Source organism: Paenibacillus tepidiphilus (assembly GCF_008635795.1).
Taxonomy (GTDB): domain Bacteria; phylum Bacillota; class Bacilli; order Paenibacillales; family Paenibacillaceae; genus Paenibacillus_AQ; species Paenibacillus_AQ tepidiphilus.
In genome coordinates, this window is the sequence record NZ_VWRQ01000013.1 from 46,743 (window position 1) to 65,959 (window position 19,217).

Consider the following 19,217-nt stretch of genomic DNA (forward strand, 5'->3'; position numbering starts at 1 on the left):
TTTCCCCTGTGGATTCAAATAGACAGAAAAACTGGTTTCCTATGAATAATAGTGCCATCTTTATCCATAATTACCCCATTGTTTCGACAAAATAACAGCAATGTCCCGGATTCATCGCATCATTAATCCCATTTCTGCTGCATTTTCCTGCAAAACAAGCGCGTACTCCTCCAGCGTCTCGCGGGACAGCCTGCTAACGGGGCCCGAAAGTGAAAGCGCCGCCACCACATTGCCGCTGCGGCCAACGATCGGCACCGCCACCGCTGCCGCTCCCGGCTCCCGCTCCTCAAAGCTTGTGGCATAACCCCGCCGGGTAATTTCCTTAAGCTGCTCCATATAGGAGCTGCGGTCCACCGCCTCCGGCCATTCCGGATCAGCCAGCAGGCGGAGCTGCACATCCGTCGGTGCATAGGCGGCCAGCACCTTGCTGGACGCGCCTACAGACAGCGGCAGGCGGGCGCCGATCTGCGCCACCCGGCGGATGGCCTGATGGCTCTGCACCGCCTGGATGCGCACACGCTCCAGATCATCGCGCAGATACAGGCTCACCGTCTCGCCCAGCCGGTCGCGCAGCCGTTCCATCGCCGGCAGCAGCAGGGCTGCCGGTTCGTCCAGTGACGGAAGATGGGTCGTCAGTTCCCATATCCGGATCCCAAGCTGGTATTTATCGGTAGCCTCATTGCGCTGCAGAAAGCCTTTTTCCTCGAGTGTCGTCAGCAAACGGTGCACTGTGCTTTTATGTAAATTGATTCTGGCGGCAATCTCGGTCAGGCTTAAATCGCTTGCCTGTGTGAAGCAGAGCAATATATCAAGCGCACGCTCTACGGCGCGTACAGTCAGTTTACGGTCTTCCATAGCTATCTCCCCTTACCGTTTCCTGTTTCATTATATGAAACTCGGTTACAATATTTACAACTCTATCTTAGAGCAAAACTCCGAGAAAAGTCCAGTCTGTTCAAGGAAACGGAAATGGCTGGAACGCATTTTACAGTTCGATTACAAAAGCGGCGAATCCGTTGACTTTGCCTTGGTCTCACCCTACGATTAAATATATAAACTATTTACTTGCTTATGTCAGAGTTTTGTACGAAGTCAATCAGGACGCCGATGCTCACAAAACCAAGCCTATGCTTCCGATGCAAGTTTTGTACGATGTCAACCAGGACGCCGATGCTCACAAAACTAAGCTTATGCTTCCGATGCAAGTTTTGTACGAAGTCAACCAGGACGCCGATGCTCACAAAACTTTGAGGAGTGGACCTTATGGATTTGGCTACAACCCGAACCGGCGCGCCGGTCTCACCAAACTCTGAGGAGCAAAGTCCCGGCGCACCGCTGCTCTCCCTGCGGATGATCCGCTTTAAACATATCGCTCTATCCCTGCTGCTGTCGGTCTTTTTCTTTTTTGCCTTCTGCTTTCTCGCACTGCATGCCTATATCGCCTGGGTGCTGTCCAATCCGACAGTGGCCCCGCTGTACTCCACTCCCTATCTGGCCAAGGGCCTTGAATATGAGGAGGTCGCCTTTCCGGCGCTGGATGGCAGCCGTACCATGCAGGGCTGGTATATTCCCGCCGCAGGCTCAAGCAAAACGATCGTGTTCAGCCACGGCTACGGCGCCAACCGCGAAGAGACCTGGGTACCGATGTATGATCTCGCCCATTATGCGCATACCCTCAATTACAATGTGGTGATGTTCGACTACAGCTTTGCGGCCCAGACCAATAAAGATGTAGCAACCGGGGGCAAAAAAGAATCCCAGCAGCTTCTCGGCGCCATCAAGCTCGCCAAAGAACGCGGAGCGAAGGAAATCGTCGTTTGGGGCTTCTCGATGGGTGCAGGCACCGCGCTTCAGGCCGGTCTTGTGACCAAGGATGTGGATGCCATGATTCTCGACAGCACCTTTCTGCTGGAGCCCGACACACTGTATCATAATATCCGGCAAAATATTAACCTGCCCCGTCATCCCTCCCTGGAGATTATGGAGCTTCTGTTTCCGGTGCTGAACGGCACCGGGCTGGATCAGATTCCTTACGCCAAGGTAAAAGCGATGGACTATCCGTTCCCGGTCCTGTTCATGCACGGCACGCAGGATGACAAAGCCCCTTATCCGATTGCCGAGGAGCTGGCAGCAAACCAGAGCAATCCGTATTCTGATTCCTGGATTGTGAAGGACAGCCATCATGAGCTGATCTTCCGCGAGCATCCGCGCGAGTATTTGCGGCGTGTCTCCGCCTTCCTCGGTAATGTGCAGGCGGCTGCGGAGCAAAAGAGCGAATAGTCTTGCCGGGGCACAACAATTCCGCCCTCCCAATAGCCCGGTGAACCCCCAATGGGGAATCGCCGGGCTATTGCCATGTCCTTCCTGGTCAGGCCTAATTTCTGTGGGCCCTTACATTTCATAAGCCGCTTCTTGTGCACATATAATCAACCATTAAGCGATTATGACAGGAGGCTATGCATGTAATGGCATACGTTAACGGTCCTGCACTGCCGGTGCGGGCGCTGGAAGAGACGGTATTCTGGAAGCACCAGGAGAAAGAGCATACAGAGGTCATCAAGGCGGTTGTACCGCAGCTTGAAGCTCCCTATGTCAAATTGCTGGATGAATGGGCCGCCGTGCTGGGCGCAACCGAGCAGGCGGCCCGGCTGCTGCTCGGGGCGGCGCAGACGCAGCAGACCTCCGGACATCCGGGGCTGCAGTCAGGAGCGGAGCATCTCCTCCGGACAGCAGAGGCCCAGTCGCGGGAATTCATCCGGCAGCTGACAGCGCTGAAAGAAGCCAGCGCCGCCGTAAACGCCAGCCCGCTGGCGGGCGTTCTGCTGCTGCATATGATTCGCGAGTCCGAGCATTACATTGAGCATTTGAAGATTCTGGACCCCGGAGGGGTTAACCGTTCCACAGAAGCCGTTGGAGCGCTGCATCCTCCGGCTGAAGGCCTTGCGGATGCGCCTCCGGCAACCCCTCTCTCCGACGGCCGCGATCAAGGCGTGGTTCCCATAGGCGGGCATACCCTGCCGCCGCTGCCTTATCCTTACAATGCGCTCGAACCGTACATTGACGAGAAGACCATGATCATTCACCACGACAAGCATCATCAAAGCTATGTAGACGGACTGAACAAGGCCGAGGTGAAGCTGGCCGAAGCGCGCAAGAGCGGCGACTTTGAGCTGGTGAAGCACTGGGAGCGCGAGCTGGCGTTTAACGGAGCAGGCCATTACCTGCACACCATCTTCTGGAACGAAATGTCGCCGCAGGGCGGAGGCCGGCCTACCGGCGCGCTGCTGGACGCCATAGAGCGCAGCTTCGGCAGCTACGATGCCTTCAAGGCACAGTTCAGCGAAGCGGCGAACAAGGTCGAAGGCGGCGGCTGGGCCATCCTGGTCTGGAGCCCGCGCAGCCGCCGGCTGGAAATACTGACCGCCGAGAAGCATCAGAACCTGTCGCAATGGGATGTCGTACCGCTACTGGCGCTCGATGTCTGGGAGCATGCCTACTATCTGAAGCATCAGAACAACCGGGCCGACTACATCAAGGACTGGTGGAAGGTCGTCAACTGGCCTTATGTTGCGGAGCGGTACGCTGCCGCGCGCAAGCTCGTCTGGCAGCCCTACTGAAGAATCGCCGCTAACCGGTTCATTCCCTCCCCGTAAAATGATGCTCGGCTAGATGGTAGAGTCTGCTGCTTTGCGGGAATGAGAACAAAGGGCGACAATGCCCCATCACCAGCCGCACCACGCCAGGTGATGGGCGGATGATCGCTAAGCGGCGGAGTCTGGCTCTTGGGGGAGCCGTGAAGCTGGATCATCCCTCTCCTCACGGGGATGATCACTAAGCGGCGGAGCCTGGCTCTTGGCGGGGAGCCGTGAAACTGGATCATCCCCCCCTCACAAGGGATGATCACTAAGCGGCGGAGTCTGGCTCTTGGGGGAGGGCTCGAGAGCTGGATCATCCCTCTCCCCACAAGGGATGATCGGCTGAGGTACAAGTTCAAGTACTTTATGTGAGCCGCTAGTTGGATTTTCGCCATCTAATTTCACTGCAAACTGCCTGATGAGAGTAACTAAGTGGATATCAGCCAACTAATTTACCCGTTTTCGCCCAACAGGCAGCCAGAGGCTCGGATTAAGTAGCGAATATCCAACTAAACCTCCAAAAACGCACAAAACAGCTAAATTAAGTGGCGGAAATCAAACTAGCTCCCTTGTCAGCGAAGGAATGACGCCCGGCAAAGCCAGATTGCCCCAATTAGAGTGAAGCGCATTGATAAGCAAAACTATGTCGTGCGCTATAACCAAACCACCGTCACACTATGTACCGTACTCTGCAAGCAAACAAAGAGCCCATCGTCACACTATGTACCGTACTCTGCAAGCAATCAGCGCGCCCATCGTCACACTATGTACCGCGCTCCGCAAGCAATCAGCGCGCCCCCCGTCACGGCATGTGCCGCGCTCTGCAAACAGGCAAAGAGCCCTTCATCACTGGTGAAGAAGGGCTCTTGCTTATAATGCCGGCCTTGGCGGCGGGGTACGCCGCGGCGCCTATTCCTTGATCAAAGCCAGAAACTCCGCGCGCGCCGCAGCGTCTTCGCGGAAGGTGCCTCTGGCTGCCATAGTAACCGTCTTGCTGCCGGGCTTCTTGACCCCGCGCGCGCACATGCACAGATGCTCGCCTTCGACAACGACCATGACCCCGTGCGGGTTCAGCACCTCGGTCATAATGTCCGCGATCTGCGCCGTGATGCGCTCCTGCACCTGCAGCCGCCGGCTGACCGCTTCCACGAGCCGCGCCAGCTTGCTCAGCCCGGCGATCCGTCCGCTCGGCACATAGCCGATGTGCACCTTGCCGAAGAACGGCGCCATGTGATGCTCGCATTGGCTGTAATAAACAATATCTTTTACAATAACCAGCTCTTCATGAGACTCGTCAAAGGTAACGCCGAGCGCCTCACGGGGATCTATGGAGTAACCGCCAAAAATCTCTTCGTACATCCGTGTAACCCGAGCCGGCGTCTCCAGTAATCCTTCGCGGCTGGTATCCTCACCGATTAACGCCAGTATCTTCTCAACATGATACTCAATCTGCTCACGGTTCGACGCAACCTTACCGTTCCTGTAATCCTTAGTGCCCCCCATGAAACCTCCCCCTTGCGGGCCCTCCTGCTCTGTCTGGAGCGGGCTCTCTATTTAGTCTTGCGTTGTTTGCCGCCCTTGGCCGCAGGCGGACGCCCGCCGCCCATATTGCCATTCTTCATCATCTGCTGGGCGCGCTGCATCTGCTTTCCGTTCAGATTATAGCCCATCTGCTTAGCAACCTTCTGAAGCATTTCCGGATCATTCTGCATCGATGTCATTTGTCTGCGCAGATACCATACCCCAATCAGAAATCCGCCGATCAGACCTACAACAAGCGTTATTATAGGCAATGCAATATCCATGTGTAATCCACCTCTGTGCTCGTTTATATGCGGCGCTCCGCAAGCAGGCGCGCGAATCTATCATAGCATTTCATTAACTGGACAGCAATTGGCAATTCTGTACGTTTCAGAACAGCAGAGCGCCGCCCCGGACCGCTTCCAGCTGCAGCAAAGTCTCCTTGATACCAAGCCCTCCGCCGTAGCCGACCATCTGGCCTCCGGCGCCGATCACACGGTGGCACGGAACGATAACCGGTACCGGATTGCGGTTATTGGCACCGCCTACCGCGCGCACTGCCTTGGGGTTGCCGATCCGGACAGCGATATCCTTATAGGAGACCGTGTCTCCATAAGGAATATCCAGCAGCGCCTCCCATACCCGCAGCTGAAAGTCTGTGCCGCGCATATCCAGCGGAAGGCTGAACTCCACCAGCTCGCCGGCAAAATAAGCCTCCAGCTGCCGCCGGAATTCATCCAGCTGAAGCTCGCTCTCCCGCAGCGCCGCGCCGCCGAAATGGTCTGCGAACCATCTTTCCAGCCTGTTACAGCTAGTGGCCGCATCGCCGAACTCGACCTGGCACAGTCCCGTCCCGGTTGCGAACAGCGTCAGCGGGCCGATCGGAGTATGCTTCATTTCACTATAGTAGATTTCTTGCACGCCTGAATTGTTCATTTCCGAACCTTCTCCTCCCGCCCGTCCGGCTGCTCCGGCCCCTCCAGCTTCTTCAGCGCACTGTGCAGCAGCTTGAGGGCCTCTCCGTCCTCTTCCCGCTCCGCAGCCTGCCGCAGAGCCGCCAGCGCCTCGCTGCCGCCGATGCGGCCAAGCGCCCAGGCGGCGGTGCCGCGCATCTCCGGCCGCGGATCGCGCAGCAGAATCTCCGTCAGCTTCGGTACGGCGACGGGATCGCGGAAGTTACCCAGCGCGATGACGGCATTGCGCTGGATCGGTTTTTTGCCGCGCCAGGCCGCCGAGCTGTTGCCGAATTTCTCCTTGAACTCACGGTTACTGAGGTCCAGAATCGGCAGAAGCAGCGGCTTGACCACCTCCGGATCGGGCAGCAGCTCCGGACGGTGATTCCAGTTCTTGCCCCGGTTATGCGGGCAGACGATCTGGCAGGTATCGCAGCCGTACAGCCGGTTGCCGATCTTGGTCATGTACTCCTCACTCAGGAAGCCCTTGGTCTGGGTGAGATAAGAGATACATGCCTGGGCATTAAGCTGGCCCGGGCCGACCAGGGCTCCGGTAGGACAAGCGTCGATGCACTTGGTGCATTCTCCGCAGCCCTCCTCAACCGGAAGATCCGGCGAAAAGGGAATGTTCGTCACCATCTCGCCCAGATAGATCCATGAGCCCCACTCCGGCGAAATGATCGCGCAGTTCTTGCCGCTGAAGCCGATGCCCGCCCGTTCGGCAACGGCCCGGTCCACCAGCACGCCCGTGTCGACCATGCTCTCCAGCATAGCCTCCGGCACACGCTCGCGGATGAAGCGTTCCAGCTTCTCCAGCGCCTCCCGCAGCACCTGATGATAATCCCGGCCCCAGGAGGCGCGGGCGAGAATGCCTCGTCGTTCCCCGGGCCCCGACTTAGGCGGGTCCTCCATCTTGGAGGGATACGCTACCGCGACGGCAATAATCGAGCGCGCTTCACCGCCTTGCAGCGCAGGAATCGTCCGCTTGTCCAAATCCGGCTCCTCAAAGCCGGAGTCATAGCCTTTGTCGCGGTGATCCTGCAGCAAGCTTTTTAAATATAAAAACGGCTCCGCAGTGGCGAACCCGATATCGTCGATACCGAGCTCGCCTGCGGCAGCCTTGATTTCAGCCTTCAGCCCATCCCACTTGGAAGGCGGGGGAGCATAGAATGACTGCGTTGTAAGGTTCATTTCCGCCTCTCCTTGCTATTAAAACTGTCTTGCAGACGCCTATAGCCCATGCAGCTTCGAGAACGGCCACCAGATGAACAGCGCCTTGCCGACAATGCTCACCTTCGGGACGGAACCGAAATACCGGCTGTCCTTGCTGGCCCCGGCGTGACGGTTATCGCCCATCACAAAATATTCTCCTGCGCTCACAGTCACTTCCGCGAAATCCGCATCTTCAATTTCCGTATCAATGTAGGGCTCCGGAACCAGGGTGCCGTTAACATACAGCTTATGGTCCTTAACGGCCACAATATCGCCGGGTATACCGACCACCCGCTTGACGAGATACTCCTTGCGGTCTAGACCGGTACTGGGATCATGCAGCACGACTACATCGCCGCGGTGGGGGCCGGTGAATTGCAGGGAGATTTTGCTGATCAGCAGCTTCTCGCCCTCCAGCAGCGTAGGCTGCATAGACTGGCCCACCACGGTGGAAATATTAAATACATATATATTAAGCAGCGACATCAGCGCAAATACGAGTACAGCCGTTATTCCGAAATCCCGCAGTTCCACAAGCCAGCTTCTTCTGCGTCCCCTCCGGGTGCCCCCGTGCGTGCGGGAGCGGTATCGCTGTTTGCGGCTGCGCATGAAATCTCCTTCATACCCGCTGTTCATAGGCCACCTTCTCGGCTTCACTTGGACTTGTATAATCGTCCTAACAATAGAAAAGCATATCTCCCGGCCATTTGCAACGGACAACGGAGAGATATGCTTAGTATAATGGATCTGACCCTTGGGGTCGCTATCGTTCTCTATTCTGGATTAAAACAAAACGTGCGTAGCACCCTGCATTCACCGCGTACGGATTAGCAGATGTTTCCGCTTTCGTCAGTACGAATCAAGCTGTGTTTAACCGACGATGCTGAGCTTACGTACCGATTTGAAAATATGGTTCTCGTCGTAGCCCATAGCTTCGTACAGCGGCAAAGCGAAAGAATTATGCTCGTCAACCGCTACATAAATACCGCTGACCTTGCGCGCCTGAAATCTGCTCTCCATCGCACTTACCAGACTACGGCCGATTCCTCTGCGGCGATAATCGGGATGGATGGCAATCCGGAAATAACAGCCATGATTCTTCTCGATCGTACCAATCAGCGCTCCGACAATCTCTTCATCTTCCTCAGCGACCACGATGAGATCGGAATCCCATGACAGCTGCCGGGAGAAAGGCTCCATTGTGCTCTCGAAACATTCTTCGGACAAGGCGGTCTGCAGCAGTTCAGTTACAGGAGTAACGTCGCTTAATTGAAAGGAACGAACGTGCATTCTTTAAATCTCCCTTTTCTATGGCTTGGATTTTACAAAAAGAAGGAGTTCCCGTAACAGTTAAATGAGGAAAAAAGAATAAAAAACCGAGGAATACCCGCTTTTATCTCTATTAAAGCACACTTTTCTCGCGTTATCACCATTTTTCTTTAGAAAGCGCTTTATATGAAGCGTTTTCAATGAATATGTTTGCAGAATTTCTTGTTTAAGTAAAAAATAGAGGGATAGGCAAACCGTATTTTTGGCATATTACAATTTTACACGGGTTTAACACTCTCCGTAAGCTTCAGTGGATGGTAACTTTACAAACACTTATGTTTGTTTAGTGTTGCATTATTGTTCCAGATACGGTTTAATAAGAGTAGCTTATCGGGTACATATTTAGGTAGGCCATCTCGGCAATAAGGGATTTTGAATGCCCCTGCGGCCAAAATTCTTTATCTATACAAATTCCAATAAACTCAGGAGGGATTTTTCCATGGCATTTCAATTACCGGCACTTCCGTATCCAAACAACGCACTTGAACCGCACATCGACGCACTGACGATGGAAATTCACCATGACAGACACCACAACACTTATGTGACGAACCTGAACGCCGCACTGGAAAAGGCACCCGAGCTGCAGGACAAGAGCATCGAAGAACTCCTTAGCGACCTGAATGCCGTACCGGAAGCCATCCGTACCGCAGTACGCAACAATGGCGGCGGACATGCGAACCATACGCTGTTCTGGGAAGTTATCGGACCGAACGGCGGCGGCGCACCAACAGGCGCACTGGCAGCGGCCATCGACAGCGAACTGGGCGGTTTTGATAAATTCAAAGCAGATTTCGCAGCTGCAGCAACCACCCGCTTCGGCAGCGGCTGGGCTTGGCTCGTAATCAAAGACGGCAAGCTCGCGATCACCAGCACTCCGAACCAGGACAGCCCGATCAGCGAAGGCGCAACTCCGCTCCTCGGCCTGGACGTATGGGAGCATGCTTACTACTTGAACTACCAGAACAAACGTCCAGCTTATATCGAAGCTTTCTGGAACGTTGTGAACTGGGAAGAAGTCGGCAAACGCTACGACAACGCAAAATAATTCCGTTAGCAGCTTTAACGCCGCGAACGGTTATAGTAAAGCAAAAACGGCTGTGCACTCCGTAAGGGAGGGCACAGCCGTTTTGTTGCGGGGAATTTCAGCACCATTATGCCCGAACAGCCGGGTTGTGCTCAAATAACCGGCGGCTCCAGCCTATTCCGATCCGGGCCAGGTGAAGCTGCTGTTGTCCATTGTTCAGCAGCCTGCCCGGACCCGGGCCGTCCAGGGTCTTCCATCACGGGCCGGCTTTACTCGGCTCCCGCTTCCCGCGCTTCCAGTTCATCAAAGTATTGATTCAACAGCTTGAGAAATACATTGGGGAATGCATAATCCGCCATCTCGCGGCGGGTAATCCAGCGCACGGCACCGCCATCCTCCGGCGCGGCGCCTCCATCCTCGAAGCGCTGGGCGGCAGGCACCGCCGGCGCGTAAGCTGCCGGCGCTTCGGCCGCCTGCGGCAGCGCCGGTGCGTCTTCCCTGCAGAGATACACCTGCAGGGTCCAGACGATGTGGCTGAAGGTGTGCTCCGCCACCTTCCAGTGCGCTTCCGGCCGGGCGAGAATCCCGGCCTGCCGCAGTGACCGGCGCAGCCGGTCCTGCGCTGCCGCCGCCTGCGGCAGCGCCTCCTGGGCGCCGCGCTCCGCAGGCGGCGCCGGCCAGTGCGGCAGCTCCCACATGCGGGCTAACAGCCCGCTCGCCGGCCGCTGCCGGATGAGCACCCGGCCCGCGTGTGCGCCGCGGCCTTCAATCAGGGCCGCCAGCCGCTCCTCCGGGCGCGGCGGCTTGGCCTTGGTCTTGACGGGCAGCGAAGTCTCGCAGCCCGCCAGGCGCGCCTCGCAGTGCTCCATCACCGGGCAGATAAGGCAGCGCGGTGATTTCGGCGTGCAGATGAGCGCGCCCAGCTCCATCAGCGCCTGGTTGAAGTGCGAAGCCTCCCCTTCGGGGATCAGCTCCGCCGCCAGGCGCTCCATCTTGACGCGGGTGGGTCCCTTGGCAATGTCGTCCTCAATCAGGAAGTAACGGGACAGCACCCGCATGACATTGCCGTCGACCGCCGGCTCCGGGCGGTTGAAGGCGATACTAAGAATCGCCCCGGCTGTGTACGGGCCGACACCCTTCAACCCGAATACGGCATCCCGGTCATTCGGGACTTGGCCGCCGTATTCCTCTTTGACCTGCCGCGCTGCCTGCTGAAGGTTCCGCGCACGCGAGTAATAGCCGAGACCCTCCCAGCACTTCAGCACCTCTTCCTCCGGTGCGTCGGCCAGTGCCTCAACGGTAGGGAACTGCGTAATAAACCGTTCAAAATAAGGAATCACCGTATCCACTCTCGTCTGCTGGAGCATAATTTCCGAGACCCAGATATAATACGGATTGCGGTGGCGCCGCCAGGGCAAATCGCGCTTTTGCCCATGGTACCACTCCAGCAGATGACGGCTGAAGAACGACTTGGCCTCCTGATTCTGCGCTGTTTCCGGCTCCGCCTTCGGGTCAGGCAGTGCTTGTATCTGTTGCTTTGCTTTTGCCGCTGTCCGTGCTCCTGCGTTAGCCTCTGTCCCCGCTTCTGCCTTAGCCTCTGTACCTGCTCCTGCGTTAGCCTCTGTACCTGCTCCTGCATTACCCTCTGTACCCGCTCCTGCCTTGGCCACTGTACCTGCTTGTGCGTTAGCCTCTGTACCTGCTCCTGCGTTAGCCTCTGTACCCGCTTCTGCCTTAGCCTCTGTACCTGCTCCTGCGTTAGTCTCTGTCCCCGCTCCTGCGTTAGCCTCTGTACCTGCTCCTGCATTACCCTCTGTACCCGCTCCTGCCTTGGCCACTGTACCTGCTTGTGCGTTAGCCTCTGTACCTGCTCCTGCGTTAGCCTCTGTACCCGCTTCTGCCTTAGCCTCTGTACCTGCTCCTGCGTTAGTCTCTGTCCCCGCTCCTGCCTTGGCCACTGTACCTGCTTGTGCGTTAGCCTCTGTACCGGCATCTGCATCAGCAGCGGTTCTCTCTGTTACTGCTTGTCCCCTCAGTACCTGCTCCTGCTCCTGCTGTCTTTGCCTGCTCATACTTAGCCTCCTTGCTGCTTCACTCTTAAATAGAAGATGCCTCATCTGACTGAAACGATATATTCTGAGAGCAGTAACTGCACTAATTAGTCTTTACAGTGTCAGTTACCCTCTAATCTTCTGACATTTCTGCTTAATCGTCACTGCTATGCCCCTGCACTTTAGCACTGACAGTAATAATCATGCCGGAGCTACCTTTTATATCACCGCAAACATACTCTCATAAGAATAACTGCATTCCATACAATTATTTCTATCAAAAATAGTCAGTTGCAGCGAATAGCTGCATTTTCTGCAATTATAATCAGCGAAAAGTGCTCTTCGAACAGGAATTGCCGTTTTTAGTTGTACGAAATGCAGCTATTCCCCTTAAACCCGCCTTTGGGAGCAATATAGTTGTACAAAGTGCAATTAAGCACCATCTCAACGGGTGTCGTGCAGACGGTGAACGCCGGCGCAGGACTCCCCGGCAATGGGCAGGGACATAGGCGGCTCCTAAGCTTTTTTTCACCCGCCAAAAGCGCCATCCCCTAATGTTCAGGCACTCCGCATCTGATAGGAACCGGAAAAGAATGATGATTAGGGGTTAAGGGAGCCATTCCCCGATCTATGATATCCTCACCTGCGCTCCACCACGGCAAACGCCGAAGCCAGCTCGCGGGTATGTGTTATCGTCACATGGATCACGTATTCGCTGCTGGCCAAGCCGATCCTGTCCCAGGACGCCTCCGAGAGAAGGACCGCCGGCTTGCCCTTGGCATCCGGCAGAATCTCAATATCCTGAAAGCCTGCCTCCCGGCCGATTCCGCAGCCCAAGGCTTTGACCACGGCTTCTTTGGCCGCGAAGCGCCCGGCGGCATATTCCGCGAGGTTCCCGCCTCTGTCGCCGGCAAGCTTATACTCGTTCCCGGTCAGTATCCGGTGAAGAAATTTCATTCCGGTATCTCTGCCGAGCAGCCTGCTGATCCGCGCAATTTCGAGCACATCATGTCCAATTCCGTAAATCATTTTCCGGCCTCCCCGCGGGCGAACAATCTGGCAACAATTCCAATCTGTTCTCTATGCTTAACCGCTTTAATAATGGTATGATCTTCATATATCAGGCAAGATTTAAAGGTTTGAATATTAATAGTCAGCATTATTCTTTATTGTCATTATTAATCCTTACCGTCGTCACTACTCATTATAGTCGTCATTAATTATTCAGCTATATACTCTGATAAATTCTATTATTTGCGAACAGGAAAGAGAGGCGAACCGCCTGTGAACCGAAACTTTCAATTGCCTGCGGGAGAAGATGCCGTACTGCGCTGCTCACATTTCCCCGCATCAAGCCCGGCCAAGAGCCTGATCGTTATCGCCCATGGCTTCAAAGGCTTCAAAGACTGGGGAATGTTCCCTTATGTCGCCGGTGCACTCAGCCGGGAGCATGAGGTCATTACCTTCAATTTCTCGCACGGGGGAATCGGCGAAGATCCCGAGCAGTTCACCGAGCTCGATAAATTCGCCCGCAATACCGCCAGCCGGTCCCTGAAGGATCTGGAGATTCTGCTCTCCTATCTCAGCCAGCACCCCAAATTCGGCGCATTGCCTGTGTTCCTGCTGGGCCACAGCCTGGGCGGCGGACTCTCCCTGCTGTACGCCTTGGAGCATCCGGAGGAGATTGCCGGTGTGATCTCCTGGAACGGAGTGACCAGCCTGGATCTTCTCAGCGAAGAACAGAAACGCGAGCTCCGGGGCACCGGGCGCAGCCATGTGCTGAACAGCCGGACCGGCCAGCAAATGCCGCTGGACCTCGTGCTGCTGCAGGATCTGGAGCGCAATGCCCGGCGGTATGACTTGCCCTCGCGCATGGAGCAGGCTGCCTTTCCGGCCGTGCTGATCCAGGGAAGCGAAGACGGCGCGCATCTGCGGGAAGGCTCCCGGCAGCTGACCGCACTTCGCCCTGACATCGCCTGGGTGCAGATTCCCGGCGGCAATCATACCTTCGGCACTGTGCACCCTTTTGCCGGAACGACGCCGCAGCTGGAGCAGGCCATTGCTGCCACACAGGAGTTTATCACTCAAGTCCTTGCCGAGTGATTGTATCATACGGGCATCTTCCGCACCCGAATATTTTCTTCCAGCACATAAAGGAACCGCCGGCTATGCCTGCTCGCAGCAGGCATAGCCGGCGGTTCTTCGGTTTTTAATTATTGAGCTGCGGGACAGCAGTCCATCTACTGCACTTTCTTCAGCAGATTAACTATTGACCCGGCCCAGATTCTGATCAATTGCAGATCGCACAACAGGATGCAGCGGTTAAGGCTCTTTTCCCGGCTATTCCGCAATCTTTTGCATGAAATGCAATAGATGATATTTTCACCCGTAAAAAGCTCCATTCTATTGCACAAAATGCAACCACAATCCAACTCTCCAAAAGCAGGCGAACAGCCTGCACGGTGCCATCCCAACCGCATATGTCTAGCCTTATGCCCCACTCAGCTTTCAGGTCCCTGCCCCTGAGCGCTAGATGCCGGGAATCACATTCCGCTTATGCGCCGTTCTGCGGTAGTGGGCTTCCAGCTTGGCTGCCGCCTCCGGCGCTATCGGCTTACCTTCCAGATAATCGCTGTTGTCGTCATAGGTGACGCCGAGCTCGGCTTCGTCCGTCTGGCCGGGCCATAACCCTGCCGTCGGCGCCTTGCCGATGACCTCAGCAGGCACACCAAGGTATGCCGCCAATTGGCGGACCTGGCGTTTATTAAGCGTAGACATCGGCGTTATATCAACGGCGCCATCGCCCCACTTGGTATAGAATCCGGCAATGGCTTCGGAAGCATGATCTGTGCCGACCACAAGCAGGTTGTTCTCAAAGGCAAGCGCATACTGCATGACCATGCGGGTTCTCGCCTTCACGTTCCCCTTGCCCTGGTAGGTGATGTGACGGGATTGTCCAATCGCCTTGAGGCTATGCTCCACTTCCAGTGCAATCTCATTCACGGCTTCCTCGATGTTCGTCTCCACCGTGTGCGTCAGTCCGAAAGCTTCGGCGACCGCATAGCTGTGCGCGATATCCTCCTGTACCCCATAAGGCTGGTACACTCCCAGCGTTATAAACTCCGTGCCTTCCTCCGCTGTCAGCTCATCGGTCGCCAGCTTGCAGAGTCCGGCGGCTACTGCGCTGTCCACACCGCCGCTGATGGCAATCAAGAGGCCGCGTGTATTCGCCGCCCGCACATACCCCTTCAGAAACTCCACACGTCTGCGCACCTCGGCTTCTGGATCAATCTCAGGCTTGACGCCCAGGGCAATAATAATTTCCTGCTGCATACTCACTTTGACACCCTCCGTTCATAACGTAAAGTTTATAGCTTTCCGCTCAAGTAGAACCGGTTGCGCCGTCCTGAACAGGACGGTAACCGAGCTGTGAGATAGAGAAAGATAAGGACACAGTATAGTGTGGAATATATACTTACTTATCTTTTCAAGTAGAATCGGCTGTTCCGCCCTGACAAGGACTGCGCCCGTTTCTGCGGAAATATACGGCTAATTACCCTGTACACCTTTATACGCTTTTCTAATCAAAAAAATCCCGCAGGCAGCCGGAAAGCCCGGCCCCCGCGAGATTCTTCACTTCCTGCGCCTACTGCCGATGTTCTATTATTGGCAGTAGCGGTTGAATACATCCTTCAGTTCAGCGGCGATTTCGGCGGCCGAACGGTCTTCCACGCCGGAGCGTTCAATAAAATGGACCAGCTCCCCGTCCTTCATCAGCGCAATCGACGGCGAAGACGGCGGGTATGGCGCGAAATATTCACGGGCCTTGGCCGTAGCTTCCTTCTCCTGTCCCGCAAACACGGTGAACAGATGATCGGGCAGAACTTCATTCTGCAGGGCCTGGGCTACGCCTGGACGGCATTGACCGGCTGCACAGCCGCATACGGAATTGACGACTACCAGCGCGGTCCCCTGGGCTGCAGGCAACGCAGCTTCCACCTCTTCCGGTGTAAGCAGCTCCTTGAACCCGATACCGGTCAGATCATCGCGCATAGGCTGAATCGAATCTCTCATATATTGATGGAATGACATGGACATTTCCTGCACTCTCCTTTGCCTTTTAACTAACTTTATTATACATGCATACTCTGCGAAAGCAAGGGAGAAGGCCGGTGCATACTGCCTGTATGAGCCTGCTTAGCCTGCTTAGCTTGCTTAGCCTGCGTAGCCTGCGTAGCCTGCGTAGCCTGCTTAGCCTGCGTTGGCCTGCATTCATTCCGTTATACCGCCTGAGGTGTTGCTCATGGAAGATCAGCCATGGGTCTGCACAAGAATATCCGCCTCCGCCTCTTCACAGGGGAAGCTTACGATGAAGGATGTACCCGTGCCCTCTTCGGTGGCGACTGCTATTTTGCCGCCATGGCGTTCCACTATGCTCAGGCACAGCGATAAGCCCAGGCCGGTTCCATGCGATTTTGTGGTGAAGAAGGGGACAAACAGCTGCTCCAGCTGACTCTGCGGAATTCCGCTCCCCGTATCGCGGATAACCAGCTCGATGTGATTCCCGGCACGCTGCGTTTCCAGCGTCAGCACCCCCTTGGCTCCCATCGCCTCCATCCCGTTGCGGGCCAGATTCAGCACCAGCTGCTTGATCTCCCTGACGTTCAATTGCAGCGGGGGCAGATCCCCGGTCAGCTTCAGCTCCACCGTCTGCCCTCTCAAATTGGCATCCGCCCACAGCAGCGGCGCCAGCTCCTCAATAATCAAGTGCAGCTGCACCGTCTCCATGTCGGATATCCGGCTCTGGGCCAGCGACAGGAAGTCATTGATAATGCCGTTGGCCCGGTCCAGCTCGTCCATCACAATCTGGTAATAGGAATCCAGATCGGAGGGGCTCTTCTCACGCATCAGCTGCAGGAAGCCGCGGACAACAGCCATCGGATTACGGATTTCATGGGTAATGCCGGCAGCCATCTGCCCGACCAGGGTCAGGCGTTCCACATTGTCCAGCTCTGTGCGCATTTTCTCTTCTTCCGTCAGATCCTGTACGATCAGTACATTTCCGGCCAGAGCGCCCGAATTATGCCGCAGAGGCGCAGTGTATATCTGATAGGTCCGGGAGTCGTAGTGAACTTTGGCATTGGAGCGCTGGTTGTTGCGGATGATTGTCTTCAAGTGCTCATAGGTCTGATCGTCGATGGATTTGTCGAATATCTCGCATACCGACCGCGACAGGATAATCTCGCGCGTTAAGTCGGGGTTATGCCTCCGGATCAGATTCAGCATAAATTCATTCAGCTCAGTCACATGTCCGCGATTGTCCAGAGCCATAATATTCAGCCCGGCCGCATCGGTGATTTGCCGCAGCTTATGCGATTCCCAGCGGAACTGCTCCGAAATATCCTTCATCTGTTCCTTGCTCTGAAATTTACCCCAGGCATTTTCAATAAAAAAAATGTAAAGCCCGCCCAGCACAGTGGACAGCAGCAGATATACCGCAATCAGCGTCAGCTCATCCGGGGTCGTGTCATAAATCGTCGTACCGTCCCACATTTTTGGTTTGAGCACCGCAACCAGGATAGTGGGGAACAGCGAGATCAGAAAAATCCCGATTTTCTGCGGAAGCGGGCTTCGCTTGAAGAACGGGGCGAGAATAAATAGTAGCGGGAATGCCAGAAGACCCGAATTAATGACGAAATTGCCGATTCCCGGTGGCTGGGAGAACATAAAGGTGCACAATAAAAAAAAGCCCGCCAGGCTCAGCCCGGAGCGCCGATGGCCGTAAAGCACCCCGATGCAAGCCGGCAGAATCGCCAAATTCAGATAAATTACGCCGAACAGCGTCGTGGAGAGAAGCATGCAGAAGGTGACGCCCAAGGCGCAGCATATAATCAGAAAGGATTGGTCATCGGGAAAGCAGCGGTTTCGGCGGGTAATATATTCCTGGTTCAACCACCACTGAAACAGCAGAAAAAAGGAGCTCGCAGCCGATATTTGCAATAAAATATCCTTTACCGCCTCATTAATTGAAATCACTCCCCGAGTTGGACAAATTATCCTTTGTCTTTAAATTAAAGCATAGCCAGTCTTTTCTGACAACGAAATTCCGCTGGCGGTTCCCCCTTGTTTGGCTGCGTGCGGCCTTGAGTGGTATGATGCCAATAGCGAAAAAAGTCAGCATAACGCAAGCGGATAGGGACGGTGGATTATTACCATGTACGATGTGATTATTATTGGCGGCGGCTCTGCCGGATTGATGGCTGCCATAGCCGCGAGCAGCGGCGGACAGCGGGTTCTGCTGCTGGAGAAGGGCGACAAGCTGGGGCGCAAGCTCGGCATCTCCGGCGGGGGCCGATGCAATGTGACCAACAACAAGGAGATTGACGAGCTTATCAGACATATTCCGGGGAACGGACGTTTTCTGTACAGCGCCTTCTCCCACTTCAATAATAAAGATATTATTGCCTTCTTTGAGAACCTGGGTATCCGGCTGAAGGAAGAGGATAACGGGCGAATGTTTCCCGTCAGCGACAAGGCCAAGACGGTTGTCGATACGCTGGTGAATCAGGTCCGTAAGCAAGGCGTTCAGATCAAGCTGAACGTACCTGTAGAGGAGGTGCTGTATAAGGATGGCAAGGTGAGCGGCGTTCTCCTCAAGAATGGCGAAGCGCTTAAGAGCCGCAGTGTCATCATCGCCTCCGGCGGAAGATCCGTTCCGCAGACCGGCTCCACCGGGGATGGGTATGCCTGGGCGCAGAAAGCCGGCCATACGATTACAGAGCTTTTTCCGACGGAAGTGCCGCTTACCTCAAACGACCCGTTTATCCAGTCGAAGGAGTTGCAGGGCCTCTCTCTGAGAGATGTGGCACTTGCTGTATGGAATCCCAAGGGGAAGAAGCTGATCGAGCACCGCGGTGACATGCTGTTCACGCATTTTGGCATCTCGGGGCCCATCGCTTTGCGGTGCAGCCAGTTTGTAGTTAAGGCCTTGAAGCAATTCGGCACCGGAAACATTGAGGTCTCCATCGACCTGCTGCCGGACAAGAGCAAAGATGATATCTACAGCGAGACGCTGCGGCTGGCCGAAGCGGACTCCAGGAAATCGGTGAAGAATGTGCTTAAGGGATATTTACCGGAAAAAATGATTCCGTACCTTCTGCAACAGTCCGGTGTGGCCGAAGCCGTGACCTTCGATCATATTCCGAAGCAGGAATGGATGAATTTAGCCCAGGTCATCAAGCGATTTCCGATCCGGGTCTACGGAACGCTGTCGATTGAAGAGGCTTTTGTTACGGGCGGAGGCGTGAATCTGAAGGAGATTGACCCCAAGACGATGGAGTCGAAGCTGATGCAGGGGCTGTACTTCTGCGGCGAAGTACTGGACATACACGGTTATACCGGGGGCTACAACATTACGGCCGCCTTCTCCACGGGATATACCGCAGGCAGGAGCGCTGTAGAAGGCTGACGGTGCCGGATGCCGCTGAAA

15 protein-coding genes and 1 pseudogene are annotated in these 19,217 nt (G+C 55.4%); 5 read left to right on the plus strand and 11 right to left on the minus strand.

Annotation, left to right across the window (positions count from 1 at the left end; translation table 11 throughout):
* Positions 1 to 111 precede the first annotated feature (111 nt).
* Positions 112 to 855: an IclR family transcriptional regulator gene (locus tag F1379_RS17095; RefSeq protein WP_150271986.1), complete on the minus strand. Its 744-nt coding sequence runs from the start codon at positions 853 to 855 to the stop codon at positions 112 to 114.
* A gap of 408 nt (positions 856 to 1,263) precedes the next feature.
* On the opposite strand from F1379_RS17095, the gene F1379_RS17100 reads away from it, so the two are divergent.
* Both F1379_RS17100 and F1379_RS17105 read left to right on the plus strand, forming a co-directional pair.
* Positions 1,264 to 2,280 carry an alpha/beta hydrolase gene (locus tag F1379_RS17100; RefSeq protein WP_150271988.1) on the plus strand — a complete coding sequence of 339 codons (1,017 nt, stop codon included), beginning with the start codon at positions 1,264 to 1,266 and terminating at the stop codon, positions 2,278 to 2,280.
* Between the two features lie 185 nt (positions 2,281 to 2,465).
* A complete protein-coding gene (locus F1379_RS17105; protein ID WP_150271991.1) occupies positions 2,466 to 3,617 on the plus strand; it encodes a Fe-Mn family superoxide dismutase in 1,152 nt (383 codons plus the stop codon).
* A gap of 927 nt (positions 3,618 to 4,544) precedes the next feature.
* On the opposite strand, the gene folE is transcribed toward F1379_RS17105, so the two are convergent.
* The 5 genes and pseudogenes from folE to F1379_RS17135 all read right to left on the minus strand — a co-directional run bounded on the left by folE (position 4,545) and on the right by F1379_RS17135 (position 8,611).
* Positions 4,545 to 5,138, minus strand: a complete 594-nt coding sequence (gene folE, locus F1379_RS17110; protein ID WP_150271993.1) for a GTP cyclohydrolase I FolE — start codon at positions 5,136 to 5,138, stop codon at positions 4,545 to 4,547.
* Between the two features lie 47 nt (positions 5,139 to 5,185).
* Positions 5,186 to 5,440, minus strand: a complete 255-nt coding sequence (locus F1379_RS17115; RefSeq protein WP_150271995.1) for a YneF family protein — start codon at positions 5,438 to 5,440, stop codon at positions 5,186 to 5,188.
* 106 nt (positions 5,441 to 5,546) lie between these two features.
* Positions 5,547 to 7,300 (minus strand): annotated as a pseudogene (queG, locus tag F1379_RS17125) (tRNA epoxyqueuosine(34) reductase QueG).
* A 39-nt stretch (positions 7,301 to 7,339) separates the two neighbouring features.
* The gene (gene lepB / locus F1379_RS17130; protein WP_150272001.1) at positions 7,340 to 7,957 is read right to left on the minus strand and encodes a signal peptidase I; all 618 of its coding nucleotides are present in this window, start codon (positions 7,955 to 7,957) and stop codon (positions 7,340 to 7,342) included.
* A gap of 234 nt (positions 7,958 to 8,191) precedes the next feature.
* The gene (locus F1379_RS17135; protein WP_150272003.1) at positions 8,192 to 8,611 is read right to left on the minus strand and encodes a GNAT family N-acetyltransferase; all 420 of its coding nucleotides are present in this window, start codon (positions 8,609 to 8,611) and stop codon (positions 8,192 to 8,194) included.
* A 478-nt stretch (positions 8,612 to 9,089) separates the two neighbouring features.
* Between F1379_RS17135 and F1379_RS17140 the strand changes: the two genes are divergently transcribed.
* Positions 9,090 to 9,698, plus strand: coding sequence for a superoxide dismutase (locus tag F1379_RS17140; protein WP_150272005.1), 609 nt, complete (start codon positions 9,090 to 9,092; stop codon positions 9,696 to 9,698).
* Between the two features lie 248 nt (positions 9,699 to 9,946).
* Here F1379_RS17140 and mutY read toward each other — a convergent pair whose 3' ends face one another.
* Positions 9,947 to 11,197, minus strand: coding sequence for an A/G-specific adenine glycosylase (gene mutY / locus F1379_RS17145; RefSeq protein WP_150272249.1), 1,251 nt, complete (start codon positions 11,195 to 11,197; stop codon positions 9,947 to 9,949).
* Between the two features lie 1,170 nt (positions 11,198 to 12,367).
* Entirely contained in the window at positions 12,368 to 12,757 is a 390-nt protein-coding gene (gene acpS / locus F1379_RS17155) for a holo-ACP synthase (RefSeq protein WP_150272007.1), read from the minus strand.
* Between the two features lie 255 nt (positions 12,758 to 13,012).
* On the opposite strand from acpS, the gene F1379_RS17160 reads away from it, so the two are divergent.
* Complete coding sequence (locus tag F1379_RS17160; RefSeq protein WP_150272009.1) at positions 13,013 to 13,831, plus strand: alpha/beta fold hydrolase; 819 nt, start codon at positions 13,013 to 13,015, stop codon at positions 13,829 to 13,831.
* A gap of 426 nt (positions 13,832 to 14,257) precedes the next feature.
* Here the strand turns inward: F1379_RS17160 and nadE are convergent, their stop codons facing one another.
* From nadE to F1379_RS17175, 3 genes are all read right to left on the minus strand, one after another.
* Positions 14,258 to 15,067: an ammonia-dependent NAD(+) synthetase gene (gene nadE / locus F1379_RS17165; protein WP_150272011.1), complete on the minus strand. Its 810-nt coding sequence runs from the start codon at positions 15,065 to 15,067 to the stop codon at positions 14,258 to 14,260.
* Positions 15,068 to 15,391: 324 nt separating this feature from the next.
* Positions 15,392 to 15,826, minus strand: coding sequence for a BrxA/BrxB family bacilliredoxin (locus F1379_RS17170; protein ID WP_150272013.1), 435 nt, complete (start codon positions 15,824 to 15,826; stop codon positions 15,392 to 15,394).
* Between the two features lie 213 nt (positions 15,827 to 16,039).
* The gene (locus F1379_RS17175; RefSeq protein WP_150272015.1) at positions 16,040 to 17,764 is read right to left on the minus strand and encodes a two-component system sensor histidine kinase NtrB; all 1,725 of its coding nucleotides are present in this window, start codon (positions 17,762 to 17,764) and stop codon (positions 16,040 to 16,042) included.
* 178 nt (positions 17,765 to 17,942) lie between these two features.
* On the opposite strand from F1379_RS17175, the gene F1379_RS17180 reads away from it, so the two are divergent.
* A complete protein-coding gene (locus F1379_RS17180; RefSeq protein WP_150272017.1) occupies positions 17,943 to 19,196 on the plus strand; it encodes a BaiN/RdsA family NAD(P)/FAD-dependent oxidoreductase in 1,254 nt (417 codons plus the stop codon).
* Positions 19,197 to 19,217 lie beyond the last annotated feature (21 nt).